The organism is Vibrio sp. VP6 (genome assembly GCF_028823755.1).
GTDB lineage: Bacteria > Pseudomonadota > Gammaproteobacteria > Enterobacterales > Vibrionaceae > Vibrio > Vibrio parahaemolyticus.
The window spans coordinates 35535-60120 of record NZ_JAPEID010000017.1 but is presented as its reverse complement, the minus strand read 5'-3'; the positions used below and the strand labels follow the sequence as shown (position 1 = coordinate 60120).

Here is a 24586-nt window from a genome sequence, read left to right as displayed (position 1 = left end):
CATGCAACTGAGCGAAATACTGTCATTGGACTGCACGAAAAGTGCAGTCCACTGTACGAGTAAAAAACGCGCCCTCGAAATGATCAGCCAAATCGTCGCTGAACACACGGGCCAAGATTCTACCGAGCTGTTTGAGTGCATGCTCAACAGAGAGAAAATGGGCAGTACTGGTATCGGAAACGGTATTGCAATCCCACATGCACGAATGCAATCTAGCGACAAAGCCATTGCGGTACTTCTGCAATGCGATGAAGCAATTGAATTTGATGCGATTGACAATCGACCTGTCGACCTTTTGTTTGCACTCCTTGTACCAGAAGAACAGTGCAAAGAGCACCTCAAGACTCTATCCTCTATGGCAGAACGTCTGAGCGACAAGCAAGTACTGAAATTGCTACGCAATGCTCAGAGTGATGAAGAACTCTACGACATCATGATTCACCAATAAGCAGGACGATCACCATGCGATTAATTGTTGTTAGCGGGCACTCTGGTGCAGGCAAAAGTATTGCGTTGCGCGTGCTAGAGGACTTAGGGTACTACTGTGTCGACAACCTACCAGTAAACCTATTGGATGCGTTTGTACATTCCATCGCTGACAGCAAGCAAAATGTTGCGGTGAGCATTGATATCCGCAACATCCCAAAAAAGCTCAAAGAACTGACTGGCACGTTAGAGCAGCTAAAAACTGAACTCGATGTAACCGTACTTTTCTTAGACGCCAATAAGGAAACCTTGCTCAAACGCTACAGCGAAACTCGTCGCATCCACCCGCTATCATTAGGCGGTCAGTCGCTATCGCTCGATCAAGCTATCGAAAGAGAAAAAGAGATCCTGACACCACTAAAAGCGCATGCGGATTTAATCCTCAACAGTAGCGGTCAGTCTTTGCATGAACTGAGTGAAACAGTTCGCATGCGAGTAGAAGGACGTGATCGCAAAGGCTTGGTGATGGTGTTTGAATCATTCGGCTTTAAATACGGCCTTCCGTCTGATGCAGATTACGTATTTGATGTGCGATTCCTACCGAACCCACACTGGGAACCAGCACTGCGCCCACTGACGGGTTTAGATGCACCTATCGCTGCGTTTTTGGAACAGCACCAGTCGGTATTGAGCCTAAAGTACCAGATAGAAAGTTTTATTGAAACTTGGCTACCTTTGCTCGAAAAAAATAATCGTAGCTATCTCACCGTAGCCATTGGCTGTACTGGCGGCAAACACCGCTCAGTGTATTTAACCCAACAGATTGGCGAGTACTTTGCGGATAAAGGGCATCAAGTTCAGATTCGTCACACCTCGCTCGAGAAAAATGCTAAGGAGTAGCAGTGGAGTTAAGTCGTAAAGTATTGATTCAAAATCGTCTTGGGTTACACGCGCGCGCCGCAGTTAAGTTGGTAGAACTTGCGCAAAGCTTTGATGCTGTAGTAACCATAACCGCCACCGCAGACAGCGTGATGGGGCTGTTGATGTTGGAATCGGCTCAAGGACAATACGTAACGATTCATGCCACAGGCGATCAAGCAGAGTTGGCACTCGACGCTGTATGTCACCTGATTGAAGACAAGTTTGACGAAGGCGAGTAATTTACTCGCTTTTGTAGTTCCAATCTCTAGCCTCCAAACTGAATAGAGCGCAATCCCCTTTCCTAGCTAAAAAGTACAGCGATATCTCTCCCAAATCTTTGCGACTGCTCTGGTCACTCAGCAAATAATTTTGTCCTGTTTCACAAGTTGTTATTAAAAGGTGCCTAGAATTAAGTTATTATTCAAAGCATTGTAAATATCAGGAATTGGGAGGAACGAATGGCAGAGCAAATAGAATTCGACCAAGCTCACCAAGCCCTCCAAGAAGTCACAGAAGCGCTGGAAAACGGCCGCTTCGTCCATGTTCGTCGTCAACTTCAGGACATGGAACCTGAGGATATTGCTCACCTTTTAGAAGCATCCCCACGTAAAAGCCGTGAAGTTCTTTGGCAACTTACCGACCCCGAAGATTACGGTGAAATTCTTGACGAACTAAACGAAGACGTTAAAGACAGTCTTGTATCAAAAATGGCTCCCGAAGACCTTGCAGAGGCGACGGAAGGCATGGATACCGATGACGTAGCATACGTCCTACGTAGTTTGCCAGATGATCTTTCCCGTGAAGTTCTCTCCCAAATGGATTCAGCAGATCGTGCTCGCGTCGAGACGGCACTGTCTTATCCTGAAGACACCGCTGGTGGGTTGATGAACACGGACGTTATCACGATTCGTGGTGACGTTGATGTCGACGTAGTCCTGCGTTATCTGCGTATGAAGGGCGAGCTGCCTGAAGCCACCGATGCACTCTACGTGATTGATGACGAAAGCAAACTGATTGGCGAACTCCCAATCACGACACTTATTACGACCCAACCCGACGTAAAAATTATCGACGTCATGGAAGATGCTGACGATGCGATTACCGTTGACACCAGTGACTCAGACGTTGCTAGCCTGTTTGAACGTCGTAATTGGGTGTCAGCACCCGTAGTGGATGAAAACCAGCACCTTGTCGGTCGTATCACCATCGATGACGTGGTTGACGTTATTCGTGAAGACGCCGAACACTCAATGATGAGTATGGCGGGTATGGATGATGACGAAGATACCTTCGCTCCCGTCTTCAAATCCGCGCGTAAACGAAGTGTTTGGCTCGGAGCCAATGTCCTAGCTGCATTAGCTGCTGCTTCGGTTTCCAACATGTTTGAAGCCACTCTGGACCAAATGGCGGCAATTGCGGTCTTGATGACCATAGTGCCATCCATGGGTGGTGTTGCAGGTAATCAAACCGTTGCACTGGTTATTCGTGGCCTTGCTTTAGGTCATATCGGTGATTCGAACAAACGTGAACTGTTGATGAAAGAAGCCGCGATCGGTTTGCTTAACGGCATCATGTGGGCGTTGATCATCGGTGGTATCGTTGTGGTTTGGAAAGGTAACTGGATGCTCGGAGGTATCATCTCTGCCGCCATGTTGACCAACCTGTTCGTCGCCGGGGTTGCAGGGGTAACCATCCCTGTCCTTCTGAAGAAGATGAATATCGATCCTGCCCTTGCTGGCGGTATGGCACTGACGACTGTCACTGATGTGATTGGCTTGTCTGTTTTCCTCGGTCTCGCAACTTTGCTGATCTAAGCCAGTAGCCAACGATGAGCATTAAAAAAGCCTGATGAACACATCAGGCTTTTTGGTATTTACGCGCTAGTAACGGTTATTCACCTGCGACTTTCATTGTGTCGAGCAAGATAGAACCGGTTTGGATTTGTGAGCGTGTTTCAATATCACTACCAACTGCTACTATCTTCGTGAACATGTCTTTTAGATTACCGGCGATGGTAATTTCAGAGACTGGGTATTGGATTTCACCGTTCTCAACCCAGAAGCCTGCCGCACCGCGAGAGTAATCACCCGTTACCACGTTCACACCTTGGCCCATCACTTCTGTTACCAAAAGGCCTGTGCCTAATTCCTTCAGCATTTGCTCAAAGTTTTGGCCTGTCGACTTCACGTACCAGTTGTGAATACCACCAGCGTGACCGGTTGGATCCATCTTCATCTTGCGAGCGGCATAACTGGTTAGTAGATAGGTCGCCAACACACCATCGGTAATGATTTCACGATCTTGCGTATAAACGCCTTCACTATCGAATGGGCTGGAAGCCAAACCGCGCAATACATGCGGACGCTCTGAAATATTGAACCATTCAGGCAAGACTTGTTTACCCAAGTGATCCAGTAAGAAAGAAGATTTGCGGTACAGGTTGCCACCGCTGATCGCCATCACTAGGTGACCAATCAAGCCAGTTGCCACATCTGCCGCAAACATAATTGGGTATTGGCCCGTTTTCAATCGTTGAGCATCCAGTCGGCTTACAGTATTTTCCGCCGCTTTGCGGCCGACGGTTTCTGGCGTCCACAAATCATCGCGATGGCGGGCAACGGTATAGCTGTAGTCACGTTCCATTTCGCCATTTTTGCCTACGCCAATAACGCAGCAGCTTGTGCTGTGGCGACTAGACGCGTAGCTTGCTAACAAACCATGGCTGTTTCCGTACACTTTGACGCCGTAGTGGCTATCGTAGCTTGCACCGTCACTTTGCTTGATTGCATCGCTGTAGCTTAGCGCTTCTTTCTCAGCGGCAATCGCCACTTGTGCTGCGTAGTCTGGATCTGGAGAGTCTGGGTGGAAAAGGTCAAGATCTGGCACCTCTTTCACCATAAATTCTTTCGGCGCTGGGCCTGCAAATGGATCTTCAGATGTGTAATGAGCGATATCAAGCGCGGCATTCACTGTCTGTTCAATCGCCGCTTCACTCAAATCAGATGTGGAAGCGCTGCCCTTACGTTGGCCTCGGTAAACGGTAATGCCAAGCGCACCATCACTGTTGAACTCGACATTTTCTACATCACCCATTCGAGTGGAAACACTCAAACCTGTGCTTTTAGTAATTGCGACTTCTGCTGCATCCGACTTCGCCGACGCGAGCTCCAATGCTCGTGCCACGGCTTGCTCTAGCTCGGTACGTTGCTCAGCAACCTGCTGTTTAATATCCATTGTCTTTCACATCTTGTAGTCAATACGCAATAGAATAACAAGAATTTCGCTTTCTCCCCACGATTCTTGTTAAAATAGTCATAATATTAATCAAAACACAGGCAACTGAAATGGCACGTAAGAATCAAAAAGCGCCATGGGAACCAGAAGAAGAGATCATCTGGGTAAGTAAATCCGAGATGAAGCGAGACATGGAAGAGCTGCAAAAGCTTGGCGAAGAGCTTGTCGGCCTAAAGCCAGCAGTTCTCGAAAAGTTTCCATTGAGCGAAGACCTGCGAGAAGCAATTGCCGATGCACAGCGCTTTAAGAACGAAGCGCGTCGTCGTCAGCTACAACGTATCGGTAAATTGATGCGTTATGAAGACCCAGAACCAATCCAAGCGGCATTGGACAAAGTACGCAACAAACACTCACAAGCAACAGCAGCGCTGCATAAACTGGAAATGCTGCGTGATCGCGTTGTGGAAGAAGGCGACAAAGCCATTGATGACGTAATGGAGTTATACCCAGAAGCGGATCGTCAGCGTCTACGCCAACTTGCACGCCAAGCAGCGAAAGAGAAGAAAGCCGGTAAACCAGCAAAATCTTACCGTGAAATTTTCCAAATCCTGAAAGCGTTAAACGAAGAAGAAATCTAATCTTCCTTCGTAAACCATAAAGACAAAGCAGACCACTAGGTCTGCTTTTTTAATGCGGATAATCAATGCCCATTAAGCGAGGCGGTTGAGGAGGTCTCCGCGCTGAAACGCGTTAATGTTCTCAATCAGGATGTCGGCCAAGCGTTGAATCGACGAATCACTTCCCCACGCAACATGAGGCGTTAACAGCAAATTCGGTAAGTGAATATTAGCGATCAGAGGGTTGCTCTCATCGGCAGGCTCCTGAGTAAATACATCAAAACCTGCTGCTGCGATCTCCCCCTGTTTTAGAGCATCCACCAACGCTTGCTCATCAACCAAACCGCCTCGACCGGTGTTGATTAGAATCGCGTTTGGTTTCATTTGCTGTAACTCGGCTTTGCCAATCAAATTCTGCGTATGCTCGTTAAGCGGACAGTGCAAAGTCAACGCGTCAGAGTGTTTCAACACTTCCTCAAATGGCACATAACCTGGTCGACATTCTGCCGCTCCTTTACGCTCCGCAAATAAAACAGTCATTCCTAGCGCTTGAGCCAGATTCGCCGTGGCTTGTCCCAATGCACCACTACCGACGACACCTAGTGTACTGCCGCCAACATCCCCGATGGAATGAGTAAAAAAGCAGAACTGCTTATTTCGCTGCCATTCGCCAGCCGCAATGTCTTGATGGTACCCAAACAGGTTGCGACGCAAAGCAAACAACATCGCTATCACATGCTCTGGCACAGATCGAGTGGCATAACCACGTACGTTCGCGACTGCAATGCCATGTTCAGCACAATAGTTCACGTCGACATTGTTAAACCCTGTCGCCGCAACGGCAATCATCTTGAGCTGAGGCAGCTGCGAAAGTACCGATTGATCCAGCACCACTTTATTGCTGATGACGATATCGGCATCAGCCAAGCGTTCAACCACGAACTCAGGCGGTGTCAGTGCATACTCCATCCAATGATGAGGAAACTCAGGGCGCGGGACTTGAATGTGATTGGGAATGGTGGCGCGGTCGAGAAAGACCACTTTAGGCAGTGACATAACGGCTCCTTGTTCACTGCCTAATGAAATCTATTTATGGGCGTGGCAGTGTTTTGTAATCAGGTAATTTACGCTCTGGATCGAAATAGTCAAAGATCATCTCTTCGGCTTCCGGGTAAAAGTCACACGGAACAAAAATACTGCGGAGCCAGTGACTTTTCGGATGGTAGAAGCTCAGTTCAGAAGCGTGCAGTTCCAAACGCTCAGAGAAAGCTTTGGCTTCTTCGGTCGCGTAGAACTCGTCACCAACAATAGGGTGACCCAACGCTTGCATGTGCACACGCAATTGATGTGATCGGCCAGTAATAGGCAGTAAACGTACGATGGTCGTCTTTGTGCCGTCTTCATGTTCTTCTCGCTTCGCGACTTGGAAGAGAGTTTTTGATGGCTTACCATCTTCAAAACACACTTTTTGCAGCGGACGGTTTGGCCAGTCACAGATCAATGGCAGATCGATTTCTCCCTCTTCCTGCTCGACATGACCCCAAACGCGTGCGTAGTAAATTTTATGCGTTAAGCGGAACTGGAACTGCTTTTTCAACGCACTTTCTGCTCGCTTGTTTTTAGCCAGTACCATCAATCCCGACGTCGACATATCTAAGCGATGCACGACTTGGATATCTGGGTACTCCTCCTGTAAACGACTCCACATGCTGTCATGGTGTTCTGCAAGACGTCCCGGAACTGACAACAAACCAGACGGCTTATTCACAGCCAAGATATGGTCGTCCTCAAAAACGATGTCGATCCAAGGATCTGTCGGTGGGTTGTACTCAAGCATTGCCATGGGTGGGATCTCTAGAAAATAAAAACGCCGCGATTATAACGAGGGCTCAGCCAAAACGCATTTTAATTTCGCGACCAATGAAAACACCAAAACCAACAGGGTTAATCAAGTCAATAAATTCGAAAAATAAAATAAAAATTGATTTGTAAATATAGTTTGACAAGTACTGCGGGAGTGATATTTATAGAGTGGTTACCCAAATAACTTTATTCCGTTCGGAAAAGCACCCCATAACATTAAATAAGGTTTCACGCCGTTTGGATTCCCGCGAACCGTTCTCGCGGGGAAGGTTATGCCGCTATACACAACATCAAAGGACAATAAGAAATGGAATCCGCCGTACCAGATCAACCCCAATCCAGAATATCGCTATTTTTCCGCTCACTTGGCCCAGGCATCCTAATGGCTTCTGCGGCGGTGGGTGGCTCTCACCTTGTAGCCTCAACCAAAGCGGGCGCCATCTATGGCTGGCAACTTGCCGCACTCATCCTGCTCGTAAACCTGTTTAAATACCCATTTTTCCGAGCTGGCGTGCAATACACGATGGGCACTGGGCTTACGTTAGTCGAAGGCTACGCGAGACTGGGTCGCCCTTACCTTTGGCTGTTTCTGTTCTTAAGTGTGGTGTCGGCGGTGATCAACACCGCAGCATTGTTGATGTTTAGTGCGAGCTTGCTGGGTTACTTCATTCCGTTTTCACTGTCGATGGCATCGTTGAGCATCATCGTTTTGGTCACGTGTTTGATCATTTTATTCGCCGGCCATTACAAAGCACTCGACACACTTTCGAAAGTGATCATGTCCGTGCTCACCATTGCAACGCTGCTTGCAGTTGCAATTGCGTTTGGTAACCCAGTGGAACCCGTCGCGAACTTTGAATCGCCTTCCCCTTGGTCAATTGCGGCAATTGGTTTCATCGTGGTTACGATGGGGTGGATGCCAGCACCAATTGAGATTTCGTGTTTAACCTCAGCGTGGCTAAAGCGCCAGTCGAGTCAGCAAGAAGTAACACCTCGCTCTGCTCTGTTTGACTTCAACGTTGGCTACATCGGTACAGCCGTTTTGGCGCTAGTGTTTGTTTCGCTCGGTGCGTTAATGCTGCACGGTGCTGGAATTGAACTGAAGAGCTCCGGGGTAGGCTTCTCGCATCAGTTAGTTGGCTTGTACGCTTCGACCATCGGTGAATGGTCACGTTACTTAATCGCAGTGATCGCTTTCTTCTGTATTTTCGGCAGCACAATTACCGTTATTGACGGTTACTCGCGCGTAATTGCCGACTCACAACGCCTGTTACGCTCTCAAGCGGAAACTGATCCAAAAGCAACGTCGGCGATTATGTTGGCGATATCATTGCTGGCGCTGGGTATTGTCGTATTCTGGGCATCGGCACTGCTACCTATGCTCGACTTCGCGATGGTTCTGGCGTTTATGACGACACCATTCTTCGCGCTGCTGAACTACATCTTAGTGAGCAAAACGGACTTACCGGAACCGCTGGCGGTGGGACGCAAACTGAAATGGCTATCGATTGCTGGGCTGATTTACTTGTTTGGCTTCTTAGCTTTGTTTATTTGGTGGAAGTGGTTGATGTAATCCGCAGGCAAACCGCAGATAAAGAAAAAGGTCTTCGATTGAAGACCTTTTTTAATGCGTTTTACGCGATTAGTTGTGGCTCACCACGATCAGACGGAGCGAGTCGAGCTGCACTTGAGCTTGATTGATGTAACCAGTCAGCTCTTTGATTTGCGCTTCAATCGCTTCAATCTCTTCATCACGAATGTTTGGGTTCACCGCTTTCAAAGCTTGTAAACGCTCTAGCTCCGCATTCAAGCTTTGCTGCATATCTTGCTGCGCTTGCTTACGAACGGCTTCCACTTTCTCTTCAACCAGCACATCACCCGCTTCAATCAAACGGTGCACGTCTTTTTGCACAGACGTCACCAGCTTGCTGCCAAGATGACGGTTTACTGGGCTAAGTTGACGGTTGAAACCTTCAAACTCCACTTGAGCCGACAGATCGTTACCACGCGAGTCCATCATCAGACGGATTGGCGTTTTCGGTAAGAAGCGAGTGATACCGCTGCGTTTTGGTGCTTGCGCATCTACCGCGTAAATCAGTTCAAGCAGAATCGTACCAACTGGCAACGCCTTGTTTTTCAACAAAGATACTGCAGAAGTACCCACACCTTCACTCATCAGAAGATCGATACCACCTTGGATCATTGGGTGTTCCCAACTGATGAAGTGCATGTCTTCACGAGAAAGCGCGGTATCGCGATCAAAAGTGATCGTCGCCCCTTCGTATGGCAAACCAGGGTAGCTTGGCACCATCATGTGCTCTGATGGCGTCACCACCAGTGCATTTTCGCCTTTGTCGTCTTGGTTCAAACCAATCGTATCAAACAGAGAAAGCGCAAACGTGACTAGGTTTGTATCACCATCAGTTGATTCAATTTTCTCAACGATTTGCTGAGCTTTTTCGCCGCCGTTAGAGTGCATTTCTAGCAAGCGGTCACGACCTTGCTCTAGTTGCGATTTCAATTCTTTGTTCAGCTTCGCTGATTCTTCGATGATCTCATCCAGAGTGCTGGTATCTCCTGACGCCAGAATCTCAATCAGAGCGTCTGAGTACTTGTCATAAACCGCACGACCTGTCGGGCAGGTTTCTGCAAAGGCGTTCAGACCTTCATCAAACCAACGCGCAAGGATCGCTTGCGATGTACCTTTCAGGTAAGGAACATGAATGTCGATATCGCGGTTTTGACCGATACGGTCCAAACGACCAATACGTTGTTCAAGCAAGTCTGGGTTGAATGGCAAGTCGAACATCACCAATTGGTTGGCAAATTGGAAGTTACGACCTTCAGAACCGATTTCGCTACAGATCAGAACCTGTGCACCGCCTTCTTCTTGTGCAAAGTAAGCCGCAGCTTTGTCGCGCTCAAGAATCGACATGCCTTCGTGGAAGACCGTCGCACGGATGCCTTCGCGTTCACGCAGCGCTTGCTCCAATTGCAATGCCGTGCTCGCACGAGAAGCAATCACGAGAATCTTCTCGCCGCGTTTCTCTTTTACTTTTTCAAGTAGCCAGTTCACACGTGAGTCAAACTGCCACCAACTTGCGTCATCTCCTTCAAATTCTTGGAAAATTTCTTCCGGGTACAGGTTCTTCATCGCACGCGCTTCTGAACTCATCTTACCGCCAATCATCCCTGCCACACGCATTGACGTGGTGTACTGCTGTGGGATATCCATCGGCATAAGATGCACATTACGCGTTGGGAAACCTTTGATTGCCGCACGCGTGTTACGGAACAAAACACGCCCCGTACCGTGACGGTCCATTAGGTTATCGATAAGCTCTTGGCGCGCTGATGCTTTCGCCTCTTCATCGCTGTTGCTTTCGATAATGCGGAAAAGTGGTTCTACGTCTTGTTCAGACAACAGTTCAGTGATCTGGTTTTTCGCTTCATCAGGCAGCTTTTCGCCTGAGAATAGTGAAGTAATCGCATCCGCTACAGGCGCGTATTGCTCTTCTTCCTCGACGAACGCTTCGTAATCATAGAAACGATCGGGATCCAGCAGGCGTAGACGAGCAAAGTGGCTTTCACGACCAAGCTGTTCTGGCGTTGCCGTCAGTAGTAACACGCCCGGAGTACGTTCAGCCAAACCTTCTACCACTTGGTATTCACGGCTTGGTTTGTCTTGGCTCCACTCAAGGTGATGCGCTTCATCGACAACAAGCAGATCCCATTCGCCTTCTAGCGCTTGTTCAAAACGCTTGCGGCTCTTACGTAGGAAATCGAGAGAACACAGCACGTATTGCTGAGTATCAAATGGGTTTTCAGCGTCCGCGAATGCTTCAATACAACGCTCTTCGTCGAAGATAGAGAAATGCAGGTTGAAACGACGCATCATCTCAACTAGCCATTGGTGTTGCAGTGTTTCAGGCACCACAATCAAAATGCGTTCAGCACGACCAGACAGCACTTGCTGGTGAATGATCATGCCCGCTTCGATGGTCTTACCCAAACCTACTTCATCCGCCAACAAAACGCGTGGCGCGTGACGGCGACCGACTTCGTGCGCGATGTAAAGCTGATGAGGGATCAAACCTGCTCGCATACCACACAAACCACGCATTGGACTCTTGTGCTGTTCAAACTGGTTGTTTAGCGCACGGTAACGAAGAACGAAGTTGTCCATGCGGTCGATTTGACCCGCATACAACTTATCTTGAGGTTTGTTGAAACGAATTTGGTTGCTAAGGAAAATCTCACGCAGAACAACTGCGGTTTCTTGCGTGTCTTCACGAGTACCGAAATAGGTGTACAGACCTTCATCTTCCAGTACTTCTTCAACTTTCAGAGACCAACCTTCTTGGCAATCGATGACATCACCGACGTTAAACGTTACTCGGGTAACAGGAGCATCGTTACGTGCGTAAACTCGGTTTTCCTCTGACGCTGCAAACATCAATGTCACAGTACGAGCATCCATTGCTACTACGGTACCTAAACCTAAATCGCTTTCCGTATCGCTAATCCAGCGCTGCCCCAAAGCAAATGTCATGAATTGACTACCTCGTTATTAGTTCTTGATTCGTATTTCTTGTTGGTCTACTCACACCCGAGGGCATGGATAATAGTTTAGATCTGATTCTGGCTTCTGCTATGCACATTGAGCTCGTCATGCGAGTGTGGACTGAACATTTTTAAGCCAGCTCAACATGATAAATCGGACGTAGCCTATGCGCAGAAAAAGGTCGCTAATCTTACTTGAAGCTGTGATTTAGGTCACGCCGAAACCGCACCAAGCGGAAACTTTTTTTCCCAAATTACAAATGCAATCAAATTGTAAAAAACTCATGCCAATTATTAACTTGTTGGAAGTAAATATTACGTATACTTCTAATGAGGGGCGCTTAAAGACATTGCATATAATTTGAGCGCATTAGTACACGATTAGGATCAACACGGGTTTGCAGTAAGTTGTCTTGCTACTCGGTTGCTAACTAACCGACGATAGCCCGATAACCTCTATTGCAAGCAATCAGAGTTAGGTCATTTCTTATGTTGAATTTGGCTTAACCACTCGCAAGCAAAGCCGCGCTGCGGCAAGGAGACGCTATGGGCGATACCGATCGGAAACTGTTTGTACTTGATACCAACATCCTTCTTCATGAACCCTTCGCCATCTTCTCTTTCCAAGAACACGATGTCGTCATCCCTATGACCGTGTTGGAAGAACTCGACCGAATTAAAGACAGCAAACGCGATGTCGCAAGAGACGCACGCGTAGCTATTCGCGCTTTGGAAGATCTCTTTAAAGACGCAACGCCAGATGAAATTTCAGAAGGCATTCCCGTATCGAAAGAAAAACCAGACCAAGGCTCTATTTCCATTTTGGCGGATTTTGAATTGCAGGAAACCGTCAAAGCTTTCGCCGACAAAGCCGGTGACAACCGTATTCTCAACGCGGTGCTTTATCTGCAAAACAAACGAGCACCACGAGAAGTCGTGCTTATCACAAAAGACATCAACATGCGTCTGCGCGCGAAAGGAGCCGGAGTTCGCTTTGTTGAAGACTACCGAACCGACCAACTCATCGACGACATTCAATACCTCACTAAAGGCTTCCAGCAACGAGAAGGCGATTTCTGGAGCGGCATTGATGAAGTTGAAAGCTACGCGTTGGGGGGCAAAACCTACCACAAACTCAGTCGTGAGCCTTTTGACCCAACGTTCATCAACCAATACGTCATTGATGAAGACAGCGATTTTGCAGGCCGCGTTGAAACCATCAATGAAGACAGGCTAACCCTACTCGACCTAAGCCGAGAACGCATGATGCACCGCCGAGCTTGGGACATCACACCAAAAAACATTTATCAGGCCATGGCGCTCGATGCCCTGCTCGACCCTGACATTGATTTGGTGATCCTCACTGGTGCGGCGGGTAGCGGTAAAACGCTATTGGCCATGGCAGCTGCGCTCGAGCAAACTATTGAAAAAGGCATGTTTGATAAAATCATCGTCACGCGTAACACGCCAGACATTGGTGAGTCGATTGGCTTCTTACCAGGCTCAGAAGAGGAAAAAATGATGCCTTGGTTGGCGGCGGTAACCGATACTTTGGAGGCGCTGCATAAGCACGATCACTGCACCGAAGGCTCGTTGAAATACATCTGCGATAAAGCCAACATTCAGTTTAAGTCGATCAACTTTATGCGTGGCCGTTCGATTCAAAATGCGTTTGTGTTGCTTGATGAGTGTCAAAACCTCACTGCATCACAAATCAAAACCATCATCACCCGCTGCGGTGAAGGAACCAAAATCGTCTGCTCCGGTAACTTGGCGCAGATTGACTCACATTACCTCACCCCAGTGACGTCAGGTTTGACCTACATGGTCGAACGCTTCAAGAACTTTGAAGGCAGTGCGAACATTCACCTCAACGGCGTGGTTCGTAGCCGCTTGGCAGAGTTTGCAGAAGAGAACCTCTAACCCACATCGATTCACGCACAAAGTAAAAGAGCGCTCCAATGAGCGCTCTTTTTATCAAGGTTCGAGTGATTTATTCGGTGCCACCAACAGTCAGTGAATCAAGCTTCAACGTTGGCTGACCAACGCCTACTGGCACGCTTTGACCTGCTTTACCACAAACGCCAACACCTTTATCGATGCTTAAGTCGTTACCGACCATCGACACTTGCTGCATCGCTTCAATGCCTGAACCGATTAGAGTTGCCCCTTTGACGGGACGAGTCACTTTACCATCCTCAATCAAATACGCTTCTGATGCAGAGAACACGAACTTACCAGAGGTGATATCCACCTGACCACCACCGAAGTTAGGCGCGTAGATGCCTTTCTTCACGGTCGAGATGATTTCTTCTGGTGTGTGTTCACCTGGCAGCATGTAGGTATTAGTCATGCGTGGCATCGGTAAGTGCGCGTAAGATTCGCGGCGACCGTTACCCGTTGGGTTTACCCCCATTAGGCGCGCGTTCAGCTTGTCTTGCATGTAGCCTTTCAATACGCCATTTTCGATCAGCGTGTTGTACTGACCATTCACACCTTCGTCGTCCACATTGAGTGAACCACGCAGATCTTTCAGCGTACCATCATCCACAATCGTACATAGCGATGACGTCACTTGCTGACCCATTTTGCCAGAGAATACCGACGACTCTTTGCGGTTGAAATCCCCTTCTAAACCGTGACCTACCGCTTCATGCAGCAGTACGCCCGGCCAACCAGAACCAAGAACCACTGGCATCATACCTGCAGGTGCAGCTTCTGCTTCTAGGTTAACTAACGCCATACGGATGGCTTCGTCCGCGAAGTGGAAGGCTTGCTTCACACCATCTGTTTCAGACAAGAAGAAATCGTAGCCAAAACGACCACCACCACCAGCACTGCCACGCTCGCGACGGTCACCTTTCTGTGCAAGTACACTGATGGAGAGTCGAACAAGCGGGCGAGTATCACCAGCGAAAGTGCCATCTGTAGCCGCAACTAGCATTTGCTCGTGCACACCGCTGATGCTGATAGAGACTTCTTTGATCAGAGGCTCTTTAGTGCGAATGTACGCATCCAAAGACATCAATAACTCGGTTTTTTGTTGTTTTTCCCAGCTTGCTAGCGGGTTAACTGCGTCGTAGTAAGCTTGATTTTCCGAACGTTTGAATGCTTGAACTTTGCCATTTTGGCCCTGCTGCGCAATGCCTCGCGCCGCAATTGCACTTTGCTTCAAACCTTCCGGATTGATTTGATCTGAGTAAGCGAAACCGGTTTTTTCGCCCGTCACCGCACGCACACCAACACCACAATCAATGTTAAAAGAGCCATCTTTGATGATGCTGTCTTCTAGAACCAGAGACTCGTGCCAGCTGGACTGAAAGTAGATGTCCGCATAATCGATCTGGCGCGTAGCAATGCTGGCAAGCGTGTCAGCAATGTCCTGCTCTGTCAGACCATTTGGGGCAAGGAGTGCCTGTTCTATTTGGTTTGTGCTCATAGTTAGCTCTTTTATTTCCGTCTCAATTCATTTTGAAAGCGACTGTGTTGAGTCAGCGGCATATTCTGCCTTACTTGCTGGGTTTGTGACAAATCTATCTCTGCCACCAGCAAACCCACTTGGTCTTGAAGTTGTTTGTGAATGCGTCCCCAGGGGTCAATCACCATGGAATGCCCCCACGTTTTACGGCCGCAAGAGTGTGTTCCCGTTTGTCCACTGGCTAAAATCCAACATTGCGTTTCAATTGCTCGAGCTCGCAGCAACACTTCCCAGTGAGCTTGCCCAGTAACCGCAGTAAACGCGGCGGGAACAACAATGATATCCGCCCCCGCTAAACGCAGTGCTTTGTACAATTCGGGGAAACGAACGTCGTAACAAATGCTCAAGCCGACGCTGCCGATATCCGTTTCTGCCACCACAATTTGGTTGCCCGCGGTGAAAGTATCTGACTCTCGGTAGCTGCCATGGCCATCTTCTACATCGACATCAAACATATGCAGCTTGTCATAATGGGCAATGCATTTTCCGTGAGGTGGTAAAACGAGCGTCGTCGTTGTCACACCTCGCGCGGTTTGAATCGGCATACTACCAACGACAATCGTCAGTTGATGACTCTTCGCGATATTGGCTAAACGCTCTTGAATAGCACCGCTACCTAACGGCTCTGCATGTTGATGGTACTCTTCTCGACTGGCAAACAACACCGCATTTTCCGGTGTGAGCACCAGCTTCACTCCTTGATTGGCCGCCAAAGTACATTGCTGGTCAATAAAGTCCAAATTCGCCTGAATATCAGGCCCCGAAGTCATTTGAATGATGCCAACACGTTCCATGTGTTCTCTTCCTTCTACCACTTAGTCGGGCGATCTATTTAGCCTGCTCACGCAGTTTTTCTGGCAGCTTGTATTCGCCTTTACTACGTGAAATCTCTTTTACGGTTGGTGAATCTAACGGGCCTTTGACCTCGTAATTCACTTGGGTGAACACCTCTACAACTGGAGAAATTACCGTGGAAATCGCCAGCACGTACAGAGCGGTTTGAGGGGCTACCGCAAACGCCGTCAGCATTGGTAACCCTGACGTAATATCCGGCGTAAACTTCACTTCCGCATCCACCATTCTGCTGGTCATGTTTGCAATACCACGAATTTGCATTTCACCAGCTAGCGCATCCATCACAATATCATTAGTGATGAACACACCATCTTGGATTTTGCCTGTACCCGTGATGGAGTTGAACGCCATGCCTTTGTCGAATACGTCGGTAAAATCGAGCTGCATCTTACGAATGATGGAGTCCAAGCTAAATAAGCCAAGCAAACGCGCCGCGCCGCTGACTTCACTCACGACTCCTTTGCCAAACTCCGTCGAGACATTCCCCTGCAAGGTTGGTGTCTTCATCGACCAAGGCGCACCATCCCAATTCATATTGGCGTTGATCTCAAATGGCGCTTGCTGGATCCCAGACGTGATACCAAAACGCTCCATCAGATCCGTGTTGTTATCGCCTTTCATTTTTAACGTCAGATTGGAATGGCTACGACCTTTGGTCAGCTCCCACCAACCATTCATATCGATGCGGTTTTTGCCGCTACTGAAGGTAATGTTTTTCCACTCCAAACGATCATCTTGACGCTGTAAGTCGACATTCACTTTGCCAACCTTGTAACCTTGCAGCCAAAAATCGTCGATGTTCAACGTTAAGTTTGGCATCTCTGCGTGAAACTTGCGGTCAAAGTTGGTAATAAGTGGCGCATTCTGATCTTCACTAGCGAAAATCGAACTGCGCTCTTTGGTCATTTCCTCAAAGTCTGGCAAGTACAAATGCAGATGGTCTAGAGACACCGATAAATCGTACGGTTTGAGGTACGTTGCTTTGCCTTTCACCTCTTGACTATTCACGTCCAACTGCCAACTTAGGTTCTTTTTACTGGCGTTCAATGCCACATCGTGAAACTCAATGCCGCCCAATAACAAGTTCGGCGTTTCGACTTCAATACGCGTTGGTAAAGGAATCGTAGGCGTCTTCATGTTTGCCAGCACCGATTGCGCTTTACTCTCCGGCGTATCCAGTAACGTCGCCCACTTATCTAGGTTTAACTCATCTAGACGAATCGAAGCATCGTGCCCAACGACAGGGCTAATTTTAAAACCGCCTTTGCCTAAAACTAAGTTGGTCGCGGTTAACACTGGCACATCGCCCGAGATATCAATTTCGGTCTGATATTTCGCATTTGGAATTTGCAAACGAGCCGAAATGCTCTCCTGATTCCCCGATGCTTGGAGTTTTGCCTGACCAGCTTCACCGACCTTTTTCGTCAATGGGTATGGGTATTCACTGGCTAATCGACCGAGCTGCGCCAACACATCTACTTGGTAAGTAAAACCCACATCGTTGAGCTGTAAGTCAATGTCCATTTGCCAAGGCGCATGACCGGAAACCAAGCTCAACCAACGTTCACCTAAATAAGGCTTGAGAGGCTCTACATCCCAATCACCTAAAGTATTGATGGTCACGTTGTAGCCTTGGTCCGCACTTTCGCCGTGGAAATCGAGTGAAATAGGCTGCGAGAGTAACTCTGCTGATAAACCAGATGTCGTCACCACATCGTTGTCGAACTGAATGCGTCCAGTGGCTTTTTCTAGCGTCATTGGCGGCGCATCAATATCAACACGGTTGTCTTTCAAATCCGCATAACCCCAAGCTCGCGCGTCTTTTTCCATATCAAAAGGAATGTTGAGCTGGAACTCGGAATACACCGGGCCACTGACTTGCAAGGCCGTCAAAGCGGCACCAACCGAGTCAACCAACGGCGTAGCCATCATGTAGTCGCGAACTTCATTACCCGGAGCTGTGGCTTTAGCTTCAATTTCGATATGACCATCTTCAGCCAACTCCGGAATGCGCCCCGTGATGCGTTTAGCATGAACGCCATTTAACGTCGCCGATTTGGAATCCAGATACATGGCGTCGTTTTCAAACAATAGATCAAGCTGCAAGTCGGTAATGGTTGGCCACGCAGTATCAAAACTGAATTTCGCGTCTTTTAAGCCAACCCATGCCTGGAACATGCCGTTGTGCTCTTTGTAAGGAAAATCTCCTAACTCGCCATACCACAGCAATTTGGCCGTGTTTACTTTACCGCCTTGAATGGCGGTCGATAAGTAATCCGTCAGATCTTGGCCTAATGCCAAGGTTGGCAAGTAACGCCAAGTTTCACCAGCGTTGTAGAGATCCGCCTCAGCATAAAACGATAGGAATGGGCTTTGCTCTTTAGGGAAATCGAGTCGAAATGCGCCCAACACTTGAAGGTCCGGAGTCGCAGCCGTGACTTTATCCGACCACAAACGCCAACCTGTCTCATCTTGCTGCCAGATGATGTCGACTTCGCCTTGCTTGATGTTCAATGGGGCTTGGAATACATCCCCGTACGGGAAAACATCATCAATGACCGTGACTTTCGCTTTCGCTTGCTTCAAGTCACCCGCAACGCTGCCTTGCACATGTTGAAAGCCCGGCAACAGTTCCCATTGAGTCATAGCTAACTCATCGAGATCTGCCGAATAACGCAACGTATCTAAGCCATCATTCATGGCTAAACGAATGTCTTCAACACGACCTTTCGGCGCTAATTTATTGAGTAAGTCACTGGTTGATTCCGATTCCGGCGCGAGCTTAACGAGTGGAATCAACGCCTCAATGTCGAGCTGAGAAAGGTTGAGCTTCCAGCCATCTGGTTGCCAATCAAAAGCCGCATCAAGTTCAGGCCAGGATTTGTCATCGGTGCGAATTTGAAGTGAGTGACCATTTACTTTCCAACCTTGCTTATCAGGCAAGAGCTTAAACACTCCCGATTCGATAAACAGTTCATGGCGACCATTTTCATTCCATACGAGCTCAGACGGTTGCAGCTCTACGTACGCATAATTAGGTTGGCTGTGTTTGAGAGTCAGCCAGGTATTCAAACTGACCTTGCCAGACTCCGCACCCGATTCTTCTTGCATGTACGTGGTAAGCCAAGGTGTTATCGAGACATCTTGCGCACTCACGTAAAACTCACCAGACACATCACGCAGCGAACCATGGTCTTTAAAGTTAGCATTTACTAACAGTGAGTTCAGGCTAGCGTCTGCAATACTGACTGTGCCTTCCACTAAGTGACGTTTACCTTGATTACTCCAGCGAAGCTGTTCGATATCGAGTCGACGAGTTTCGCCCGATACCGATTTGTACCAGACGCGTGAATTCGTAATGGTGAAGTCTTCAAACTGACGCAGCAATAGTGAGTCCAGCTGATCAATCAGCTTAATTTCATTTTGATCAACATCAGTGGTCGGCTCTTGATTGCTCGACGTAGGTAGAAGATCGACCGTGCGAATATCTAATGCCAAGTTATGAATGGTTAAGTCTGCCACGACGGGCTTAAACTGAAGTAATGATTGAATCAAATCGAATTCAATTTGAATTTCATCAACGGCGAATCGAGCTTCTTGGTTATTCGGTAAGTTAGCTTCTAAGCCGAGTAACGCGATAGAGGGATGGCTATTACGCCAAGAACCAGCAACGCTGGAGATAGAAAAGTCAAAACCTGTGCCTTGTTTGACCCAGGTTTTGATCTCATCTTGGAAGTGGTTAAGTTGTGGCAATGTGACGCGTAGAGTGGTCACTAGAATGGCTAAAAAAACCAAGACAGTGACTAACGTCCACGCGCAAAAACGCCCAAAACGGTTAAAACCAGAATTCACAAATGTTCCAATTACATCATCACGACGTCAAACTGTTCCTGAATGTACAGGGGTTCAGCCTGAATACGGACTTGCTTACCAATAAATACTTCAAGTTCTGCCAGCGCATGAGACTCATCACCCAAAAGCGCTTCTGCAACAAATGGCGATGCGTATACGACAAAGTTGTCGGCATCGTACGCTCGGTTTACACGAGTGATCTCGCGCAGAATCTCGTAACACACCGTTTCAACCGTTTTCACGGTGCCACGGCCTTCACAAGTAGGACAACCAGAACAAAGAATATGTTCAATACTTTCGCGCGTACGCTTACGCGTCATTTCAACCAGACCTAACTGCGTAAAGCCATTGATGTTGGTTTTCACGCGGTCTTTCGACAACGCAGCTTCTAACGAAGTTAGTACTCGCTGACGATGCTCTTCTGACGCCATATCGATAAAGTCGATAATGATGATACCACCTAGGTTACGCAGACGTAACTGGCGAGCAATGGCTTGAGTCGCTTCAATATTGGTATTAAAGATGGTCTCTTCTAAGTTACGACGACCAACAAACGCACCAGTGTTGATGTCGATGGTAGTCATCGCTTCTGTCTGATCGATGATTAAGTAACCACCCGACTTGAGCTCAACTTTGCGCTCCAAAGAGCGTTGAATTTCGTTCTCAGTGTCGTACATATCAAAGATAGGCTTGTCACCTTCGTAAAGCTCAAGCTTATCGGTCAGCTCCGGTACGTACTCAGAAGTAAACTCTTTGAGGTTCTCATATTCTAAACGTGAATCGACCAAAATCTTGTCGAGTTCCGTTCCAACGAAGTCACGCAAAATACGTTGTGCAAGACCAAGCTCACCATACAGCGTTGAACGTGTCTTGTACTTAGAACGACGCTCCATGACTTTCAGCCATAAGCGTTTTAGGAACGCAGCATCTTGAGAGAGTTCTTTCTCGTCCGCCCCTTCTGCGGCCGTGCGGATAATGAAACCACCGTGCTCATCGCAGTAGTGATTCACCACTTTTTTAAGGCGCTCACGTTCGCTTTCGCTTTCAATACGTTGCGATACACCAACGTGGCTAGCGCCAGGCATAAAGACGAGATAACGGGAAGGAAGTGTGATGTCAGTAGTTAAACGCGCACCTTTAGTGCCAAGAGGATCTTTAACTACCTGTACGACGATATCCTGACCTTGGCGAACCAATTCAGAAATGTCACGAACTTGAAACTGCTGTTTCTCGTTCTCTGCCACACATTCAGTATGCGGAACGATATCAGACGCATGTAAAAACGCCGCTTTATCTAAACCGATATCGACAAAAGCCGCTTGCATGCCAGGCAGCACTCGGCTTACTTTGCCTTTGTAAATGTTGCCCACAATACCGCGACGAGATTCGCGCTCGATATGAATTTCTTGTAGTACTCCACCTTCAATCATGGCCACACGAGTTTCACTCGGGGTCACGTTAAGCAGCAATTCTGCACTCATGTGCACACCTCAAAACAATTATAAAAATTCTTGAATTAGCTGATCGGTTTCGAACAAAGGTAAGCCTACTACAGCGTGATAACTGCCTTCGATTCGGGTGACAAATCGCCCTCCGAGTCCCTGAATACCATAACTTCCAGCTTTATCGCATGGCTCTCCTGACTGCCAATATTGTTCGATTTCTTCGTGAGTCAGTGGCTTGAACCATACGTCAGTGGTGACGACCACCGAGTGTTGTTGTTCCGATGATACGACGCTCACCGCTGTCATCACTTGATGACGACGACCGGATAAGTCAGTAAGCATACGCTTTGAATCTTCAAAACTTTTGGGTTTCTCTAACACACGGTCATCGCATACTACGACCGTGTCTGAGCCCAATACAACGGAATCAGGCTTAGCCAACGCTAAGCCTGCCTGAGCTTTTTCCAAAGAAAGACGCAGCACGTAATCTTGTGCTTGCTCATCAGCCTGTTTGGCTTCTTCGATGTCCGGTAATACGATATCAAAGTCATAGCCTAGTTGAGCAAGCAGCTCTTTTCTTCTCGGAGAACCCGAAGCGAGAACGAGAGATAGGCTCTTTTTCACCGCATTACCTTACGTGCCAAGCGCGACGAACTCGTCGCATTAATAAAAACATCCATGGCCAAAGTATACAGTTTATTGCCGCCGTCCACAGAGATAATGGATTAAATACTACGTCCTGGTTCAAATATTCCCCACAGAATATCAAAACTTCCAATAACGCAGTAAAAAAGGCAATTAAAATCGACTGTTGCCACAATGCCATGTTACGAATTAGCAAGAAATTCAGTGCCACCAAGTAGATGACAATGGACATCATCATGCCCCGAATTCCTAGCGTTGAACCAATGAGAATGTCCCACAATAAGCCCAACACTAACGCCGTGCCGACGTTTACTCGATGCGGCAATGCCAGCACCCAATAACACGTCACCAAAAATAGCCATGAAGGACGAAGTAGGTCCAATACACCTGGCCAAGGAATGGTTTGCAGTACTAGCGCAACGAAGAAACTAACACCAATCACCATTCTGCTACGCAATACATTACTGGCCATTAGTTACCTCTTGTTCTTGCTCTAACCCGTCATTCGCATTGGATTGCAATACTTTGTGCTGACGATCTTCGTTTGGCCAGATCAACAGCAAGTATCGTAGACGATCAAACTCCACCACAGGTTCGGCTTTGATCGATGCAAACTCTTGACGAGTATCGTGATCCACATTCGTGACCGTCGCCACAGGGTAACCCTCAGGGTAAATGCCTCCCAGACCGGAGGTCACAAGTAAATCACCAACTTGAATATCTGTACTGGTTGGAATGTGTTCCAGTTGGATTTCATCCATTTCACCATTACCTGACGCAATCACTCGAATATCATTACGAATGACTTGAACTGGAATGGCATTTTTTGCATCTGTCAGTAGCAATACGCGCGCATTGTGCGCCGCAACAAACGTAACCTGACCGACAATACCTTTTTCGTTAATAACGGGCTGACCAACGTACACACCGTCAATTTGGCCTTTATCAATCACCACTTGATGACGATAAGGAGAAGTATCCACCGCCATTACTTCGGTCACGACCTTCTTCTCATCACGAACAAAAGACGAGCCAAGCAACTTACGCAAGCGTTGGTTCTCTTCTTTATATTGGTCGAGCAAGATCAATTCGCTTTTTAGACGAAGCACTTCGCGCTTTAAGTTGCGATTGCCTTCTACTAATGCCTGACGAGTATTAAAACGTTCGAATACACCATCAAACATACTGCGAGGCATATTCGCTGCGTACTGAATTGGCGCAACCATACTGTTGAGTAGGTAGCGAACGTTGGAAAACGTATCTAGACGACTATCAGCCAGCATCAAGCTCGCCGACACGATGACAGCAAAAAACAGACGTAATTGCAGAGACGGGCCTCTGCCAAAAATCGGTTTCATCTTGTTTTTAACCTGATTGCTTCCATGATTATTGAGCCTTACTTGGCAACCTGAAACGCGTTCAGATATGGAGCATGTTTGAATTACAGAGAGAGCAGAAAAGAAGGTGAAGCCCGTAATGAGCTTCACCTACATTTTTATTCTTCAGAGAACAGATCGCCACCGTGCATGTCGATCATTTCTAGTGCTTTACCACCTCCACGAGCCACACACGTTAGTGGATCTTCAGCGATAACTACCGGAATACCCGTTTCTTCCATAAGTAGGCGATCAAGATCTTTCAGTAGTGCGCCACCACCGGTTAGCACCATGCCGTTTTCAGAGATATCTGAAGCTAGCTCTGGTGGACACTGCTCTAACGCAACCATGACTGCAGAAACGATGCCTGATAGCGGCTCTTGAAGCGCTTCTAGGATCTCGTTTGAGTTCAAGCTAAAGCTGCGTGGCACACCTTCTGCAAGGTTACGGCCGCGAACTTCAATCTCTTGAACTTCATCACCTGGGTAAGCAGAACCGATTTCGTGCTTGATCTTTTCTGCCGTAGCTTCACCAATCAAACTGCCGTAGTTACGACGCACGTAGTTGATAACGGCTTCATCAAAGCGGTCACCACCGATACGTACAGAAGACGAGTAAACCACACCATTTAGAGAGATAACGGCAACTTCAGTAGTACCACCACCGATATCGACCACCATCGAACCTGTTGGCTCAGAAACACGCAGACCAGCACCAATCGCCGCCGCCATTGGCTCGTCAATTAGGTAAACTTCACGTGCGCCCGCACCCAATGCTGATTCACGAATCGCACGGCGCTCAACTTGAGTAGAACCACAAGGAACACAAACTAGTACGCGAGGGCTTGGCTTAAGGATGCTGTTATCATGCACTTGCTTGATGAAGTGCTGAAGCATTTTTTCGGTTACGTAGAAGTCAGCGATTACGCCGTCTTTCATTGGACGGATAGCTGAAATGTTACCAGGTGTACGACCCAGCATTTGTTTTGCTGCATGACCGACTGCAGCAACGCTTTTTGCAGAACCTACACGATCTTGACGAATAGCAACTACAGAAGGTTCATCAAGGACAATACCTTGTCCCTTTACGTAAATTAGAGTGTTGGCAGTACCCAAATCGATAGATAGATCGTTAGAAAACATGCCACGAAGTTTCTTAAACATACTCTTCGCTCATCCTGCAAAAATTTAGAAGACAAAAATTGTCCTAAATGTACCAATGCCTCGCTGTCACAGCAAGGCATTGGTACACAAACATGAGCAGAAAGCCTCAATTTCTTGCAGTTTCCTTACTTAACGCAAGAAACCGAAG

At 47.8% G+C, this 24586-nt stretch carries 19 protein-coding genes; 7 read left to right on the top strand and 12 right to left on the bottom strand.

Going from position 1 to position 24586, the window contains the following annotated elements; genetic code table 11:
- The first annotated feature begins 1 nt into the window (after position 1).
- The 4 genes from ptsN to mgtE all read left to right on the top strand — a co-directional run bounded on the left by ptsN (position 2) and on the right by mgtE (position 3161).
- Positions 2-448: a PTS IIA-like nitrogen regulatory protein PtsN gene (gene ptsN, locus OU793_RS12670; RefSeq protein ID WP_005467453.1), complete on the top strand. Its 447-nt coding sequence runs from the start codon at positions 2-4 to the stop codon at positions 446-448.
- A 14-nt stretch (positions 449-462) separates the two neighbouring features.
- Positions 463-1326, top strand: coding sequence for an RNase adapter RapZ (rapZ, locus tag OU793_RS12665; RefSeq protein WP_005468663.1), 864 nt, complete (start codon positions 463-465; stop codon positions 1324-1326).
- A 2-nt stretch (positions 1327-1328) separates the two neighbouring features.
- Positions 1329-1586 carry an HPr family phosphocarrier protein gene (locus OU793_RS12660; protein ID WP_274647782.1) on the top strand — a complete coding sequence of 86 codons (258 nt, stop codon included), beginning with the start codon at positions 1329-1331 and terminating at the stop codon, positions 1584-1586.
- Between the two features lie 219 nt (positions 1587-1805).
- On the top strand, positions 1806-3161 hold the full coding sequence (gene mgtE / locus OU793_RS12655) for a magnesium transporter (RefSeq protein ID WP_005468659.1): 1356 nt from the start codon (positions 1806-1808) through the stop codon (positions 3159-3161).
- Between the two features lie 76 nt (positions 3162-3237).
- Here mgtE and pmbA read toward each other — a convergent pair whose 3' ends face one another.
- Complete coding sequence (gene pmbA / locus OU793_RS12650; RefSeq protein ID WP_005459755.1) at positions 3238-4581, bottom strand: metalloprotease PmbA; 1344 nt, start codon at positions 4579-4581, stop codon at positions 3238-3240.
- Between the two features lie 110 nt (positions 4582-4691).
- Between pmbA and yjgA the strand changes: the two genes are divergently transcribed.
- Positions 4692-5219: a ribosome biogenesis factor YjgA gene (gene yjgA, locus OU793_RS12645; protein WP_005457057.1), complete on the top strand. Its 528-nt coding sequence runs from the start codon at positions 4692-4694 to the stop codon at positions 5217-5219.
- Between the two features lie 72 nt (positions 5220-5291).
- On the opposite strand, the gene OU793_RS12640 is transcribed toward yjgA, so the two are convergent.
- Both OU793_RS12640 and rluA read right to left on the bottom strand, forming a co-directional pair.
- The gene (locus tag OU793_RS12640) at positions 5292-6254 is read right to left on the bottom strand and encodes a D-2-hydroxyacid dehydrogenase (protein WP_005478829.1); all 963 of its coding nucleotides are present in this window, start codon (positions 6252-6254) and stop codon (positions 5292-5294) included.
- A 34-nt stretch (positions 6255-6288) separates the two neighbouring features.
- A complete protein-coding gene (rluA, locus tag OU793_RS12635) occupies positions 6289-7041 on the bottom strand; it encodes a bifunctional tRNA pseudouridine(32) synthase/23S rRNA pseudouridine(746) synthase RluA (protein WP_005461846.1) in 753 nt (250 codons plus the stop codon).
- Positions 7042-7368: 327 nt separating this feature from the next.
- Between rluA and OU793_RS12630 the strand changes: the two genes are divergently transcribed.
- Positions 7369-8634, top strand: coding sequence for an NRAMP family divalent metal transporter (locus tag OU793_RS12630; RefSeq protein ID WP_140103007.1), 1266 nt, complete (start codon positions 7369-7371; stop codon positions 8632-8634).
- 69 nt (positions 8635-8703) lie between these two features.
- Here OU793_RS12630 and rapA read toward each other — a convergent pair whose 3' ends face one another.
- Positions 8704-11613 carry an RNA polymerase-associated protein RapA gene (gene rapA, locus OU793_RS12625; RefSeq protein ID WP_159404027.1) on the bottom strand — a complete coding sequence of 970 codons (2910 nt, stop codon included), beginning with the start codon at positions 11611-11613 and terminating at the stop codon, positions 8704-8706.
- A 557-nt stretch (positions 11614-12170) separates the two neighbouring features.
- On the opposite strand from rapA, the gene OU793_RS12620 reads away from it, so the two are divergent.
- Positions 12171-13547, top strand: a complete 1377-nt coding sequence (locus tag OU793_RS12620) for a PhoH family protein (protein WP_029797986.1) — start codon at positions 12171-12173, stop codon at positions 13545-13547.
- 70 nt (positions 13548-13617) lie between these two features.
- Here OU793_RS12620 and tldD read toward each other — a convergent pair whose 3' ends face one another.
- The 8 genes from tldD to OU793_RS12580 form a co-directional block, all read right to left on the bottom strand.
- Positions 13618-15063 (bottom strand): metalloprotease TldD, encoded by a 1446-nt coding sequence (tldD, locus tag OU793_RS12615; protein ID WP_020835343.1) that lies wholly within the window; start codon positions 15061-15063, stop codon positions 13618-13620.
- 11 nt (positions 15064-15074) lie between these two features.
- On the bottom strand, positions 15075-15896 hold the full coding sequence (locus tag OU793_RS12610; RefSeq protein WP_140103009.1) for a carbon-nitrogen hydrolase family protein: 822 nt from the start codon (positions 15894-15896) through the stop codon (positions 15075-15077).
- A gap of 34 nt (positions 15897-15930) precedes the next feature.
- A complete protein-coding gene (locus OU793_RS12605) occupies positions 15931-19809 on the bottom strand; it encodes a YhdP family protein (protein WP_029797984.1) in 3879 nt (1292 codons plus the stop codon).
- 11 nt (positions 19810-19820) lie between these two features.
- Positions 19821-21290: a ribonuclease G gene (rng, locus tag OU793_RS12600; protein ID WP_005461826.1), complete on the bottom strand. Its 1470-nt coding sequence runs from the start codon at positions 21288-21290 to the stop codon at positions 19821-19823.
- Between the two features lie 18 nt (positions 21291-21308).
- Positions 21309-21878, bottom strand: coding sequence for a nucleoside triphosphate pyrophosphatase (locus OU793_RS12595; protein WP_005461824.1), 570 nt, complete (start codon positions 21876-21878; stop codon positions 21309-21311).
- A 4-nt stretch (positions 21879-21882) separates the two neighbouring features.
- Positions 21883-22371: a rod shape-determining protein MreD gene (mreD, locus tag OU793_RS12590; RefSeq protein WP_005461823.1), complete on the bottom strand. Its 489-nt coding sequence runs from the start codon at positions 22369-22371 to the stop codon at positions 21883-21885.
- The gene (gene mreC / locus OU793_RS12585) at positions 22361-23257 is read right to left on the bottom strand and encodes a rod shape-determining protein MreC (RefSeq protein WP_005461822.1); all 897 of its coding nucleotides are present in this window, start codon (positions 23255-23257) and stop codon (positions 22361-22363) included. The genes mreD and mreC overlap by 11 nt, the downstream gene beginning before the upstream one ends.
- Positions 23258-23394: 137 nt before the next feature.
- The gene (locus OU793_RS12580; RefSeq protein ID WP_005381144.1) at positions 23395-24438 is read right to left on the bottom strand and encodes a rod shape-determining protein; all 1044 of its coding nucleotides are present in this window, start codon (positions 24436-24438) and stop codon (positions 23395-23397) included.
- Positions 24439-24586 lie beyond the last annotated feature (148 nt).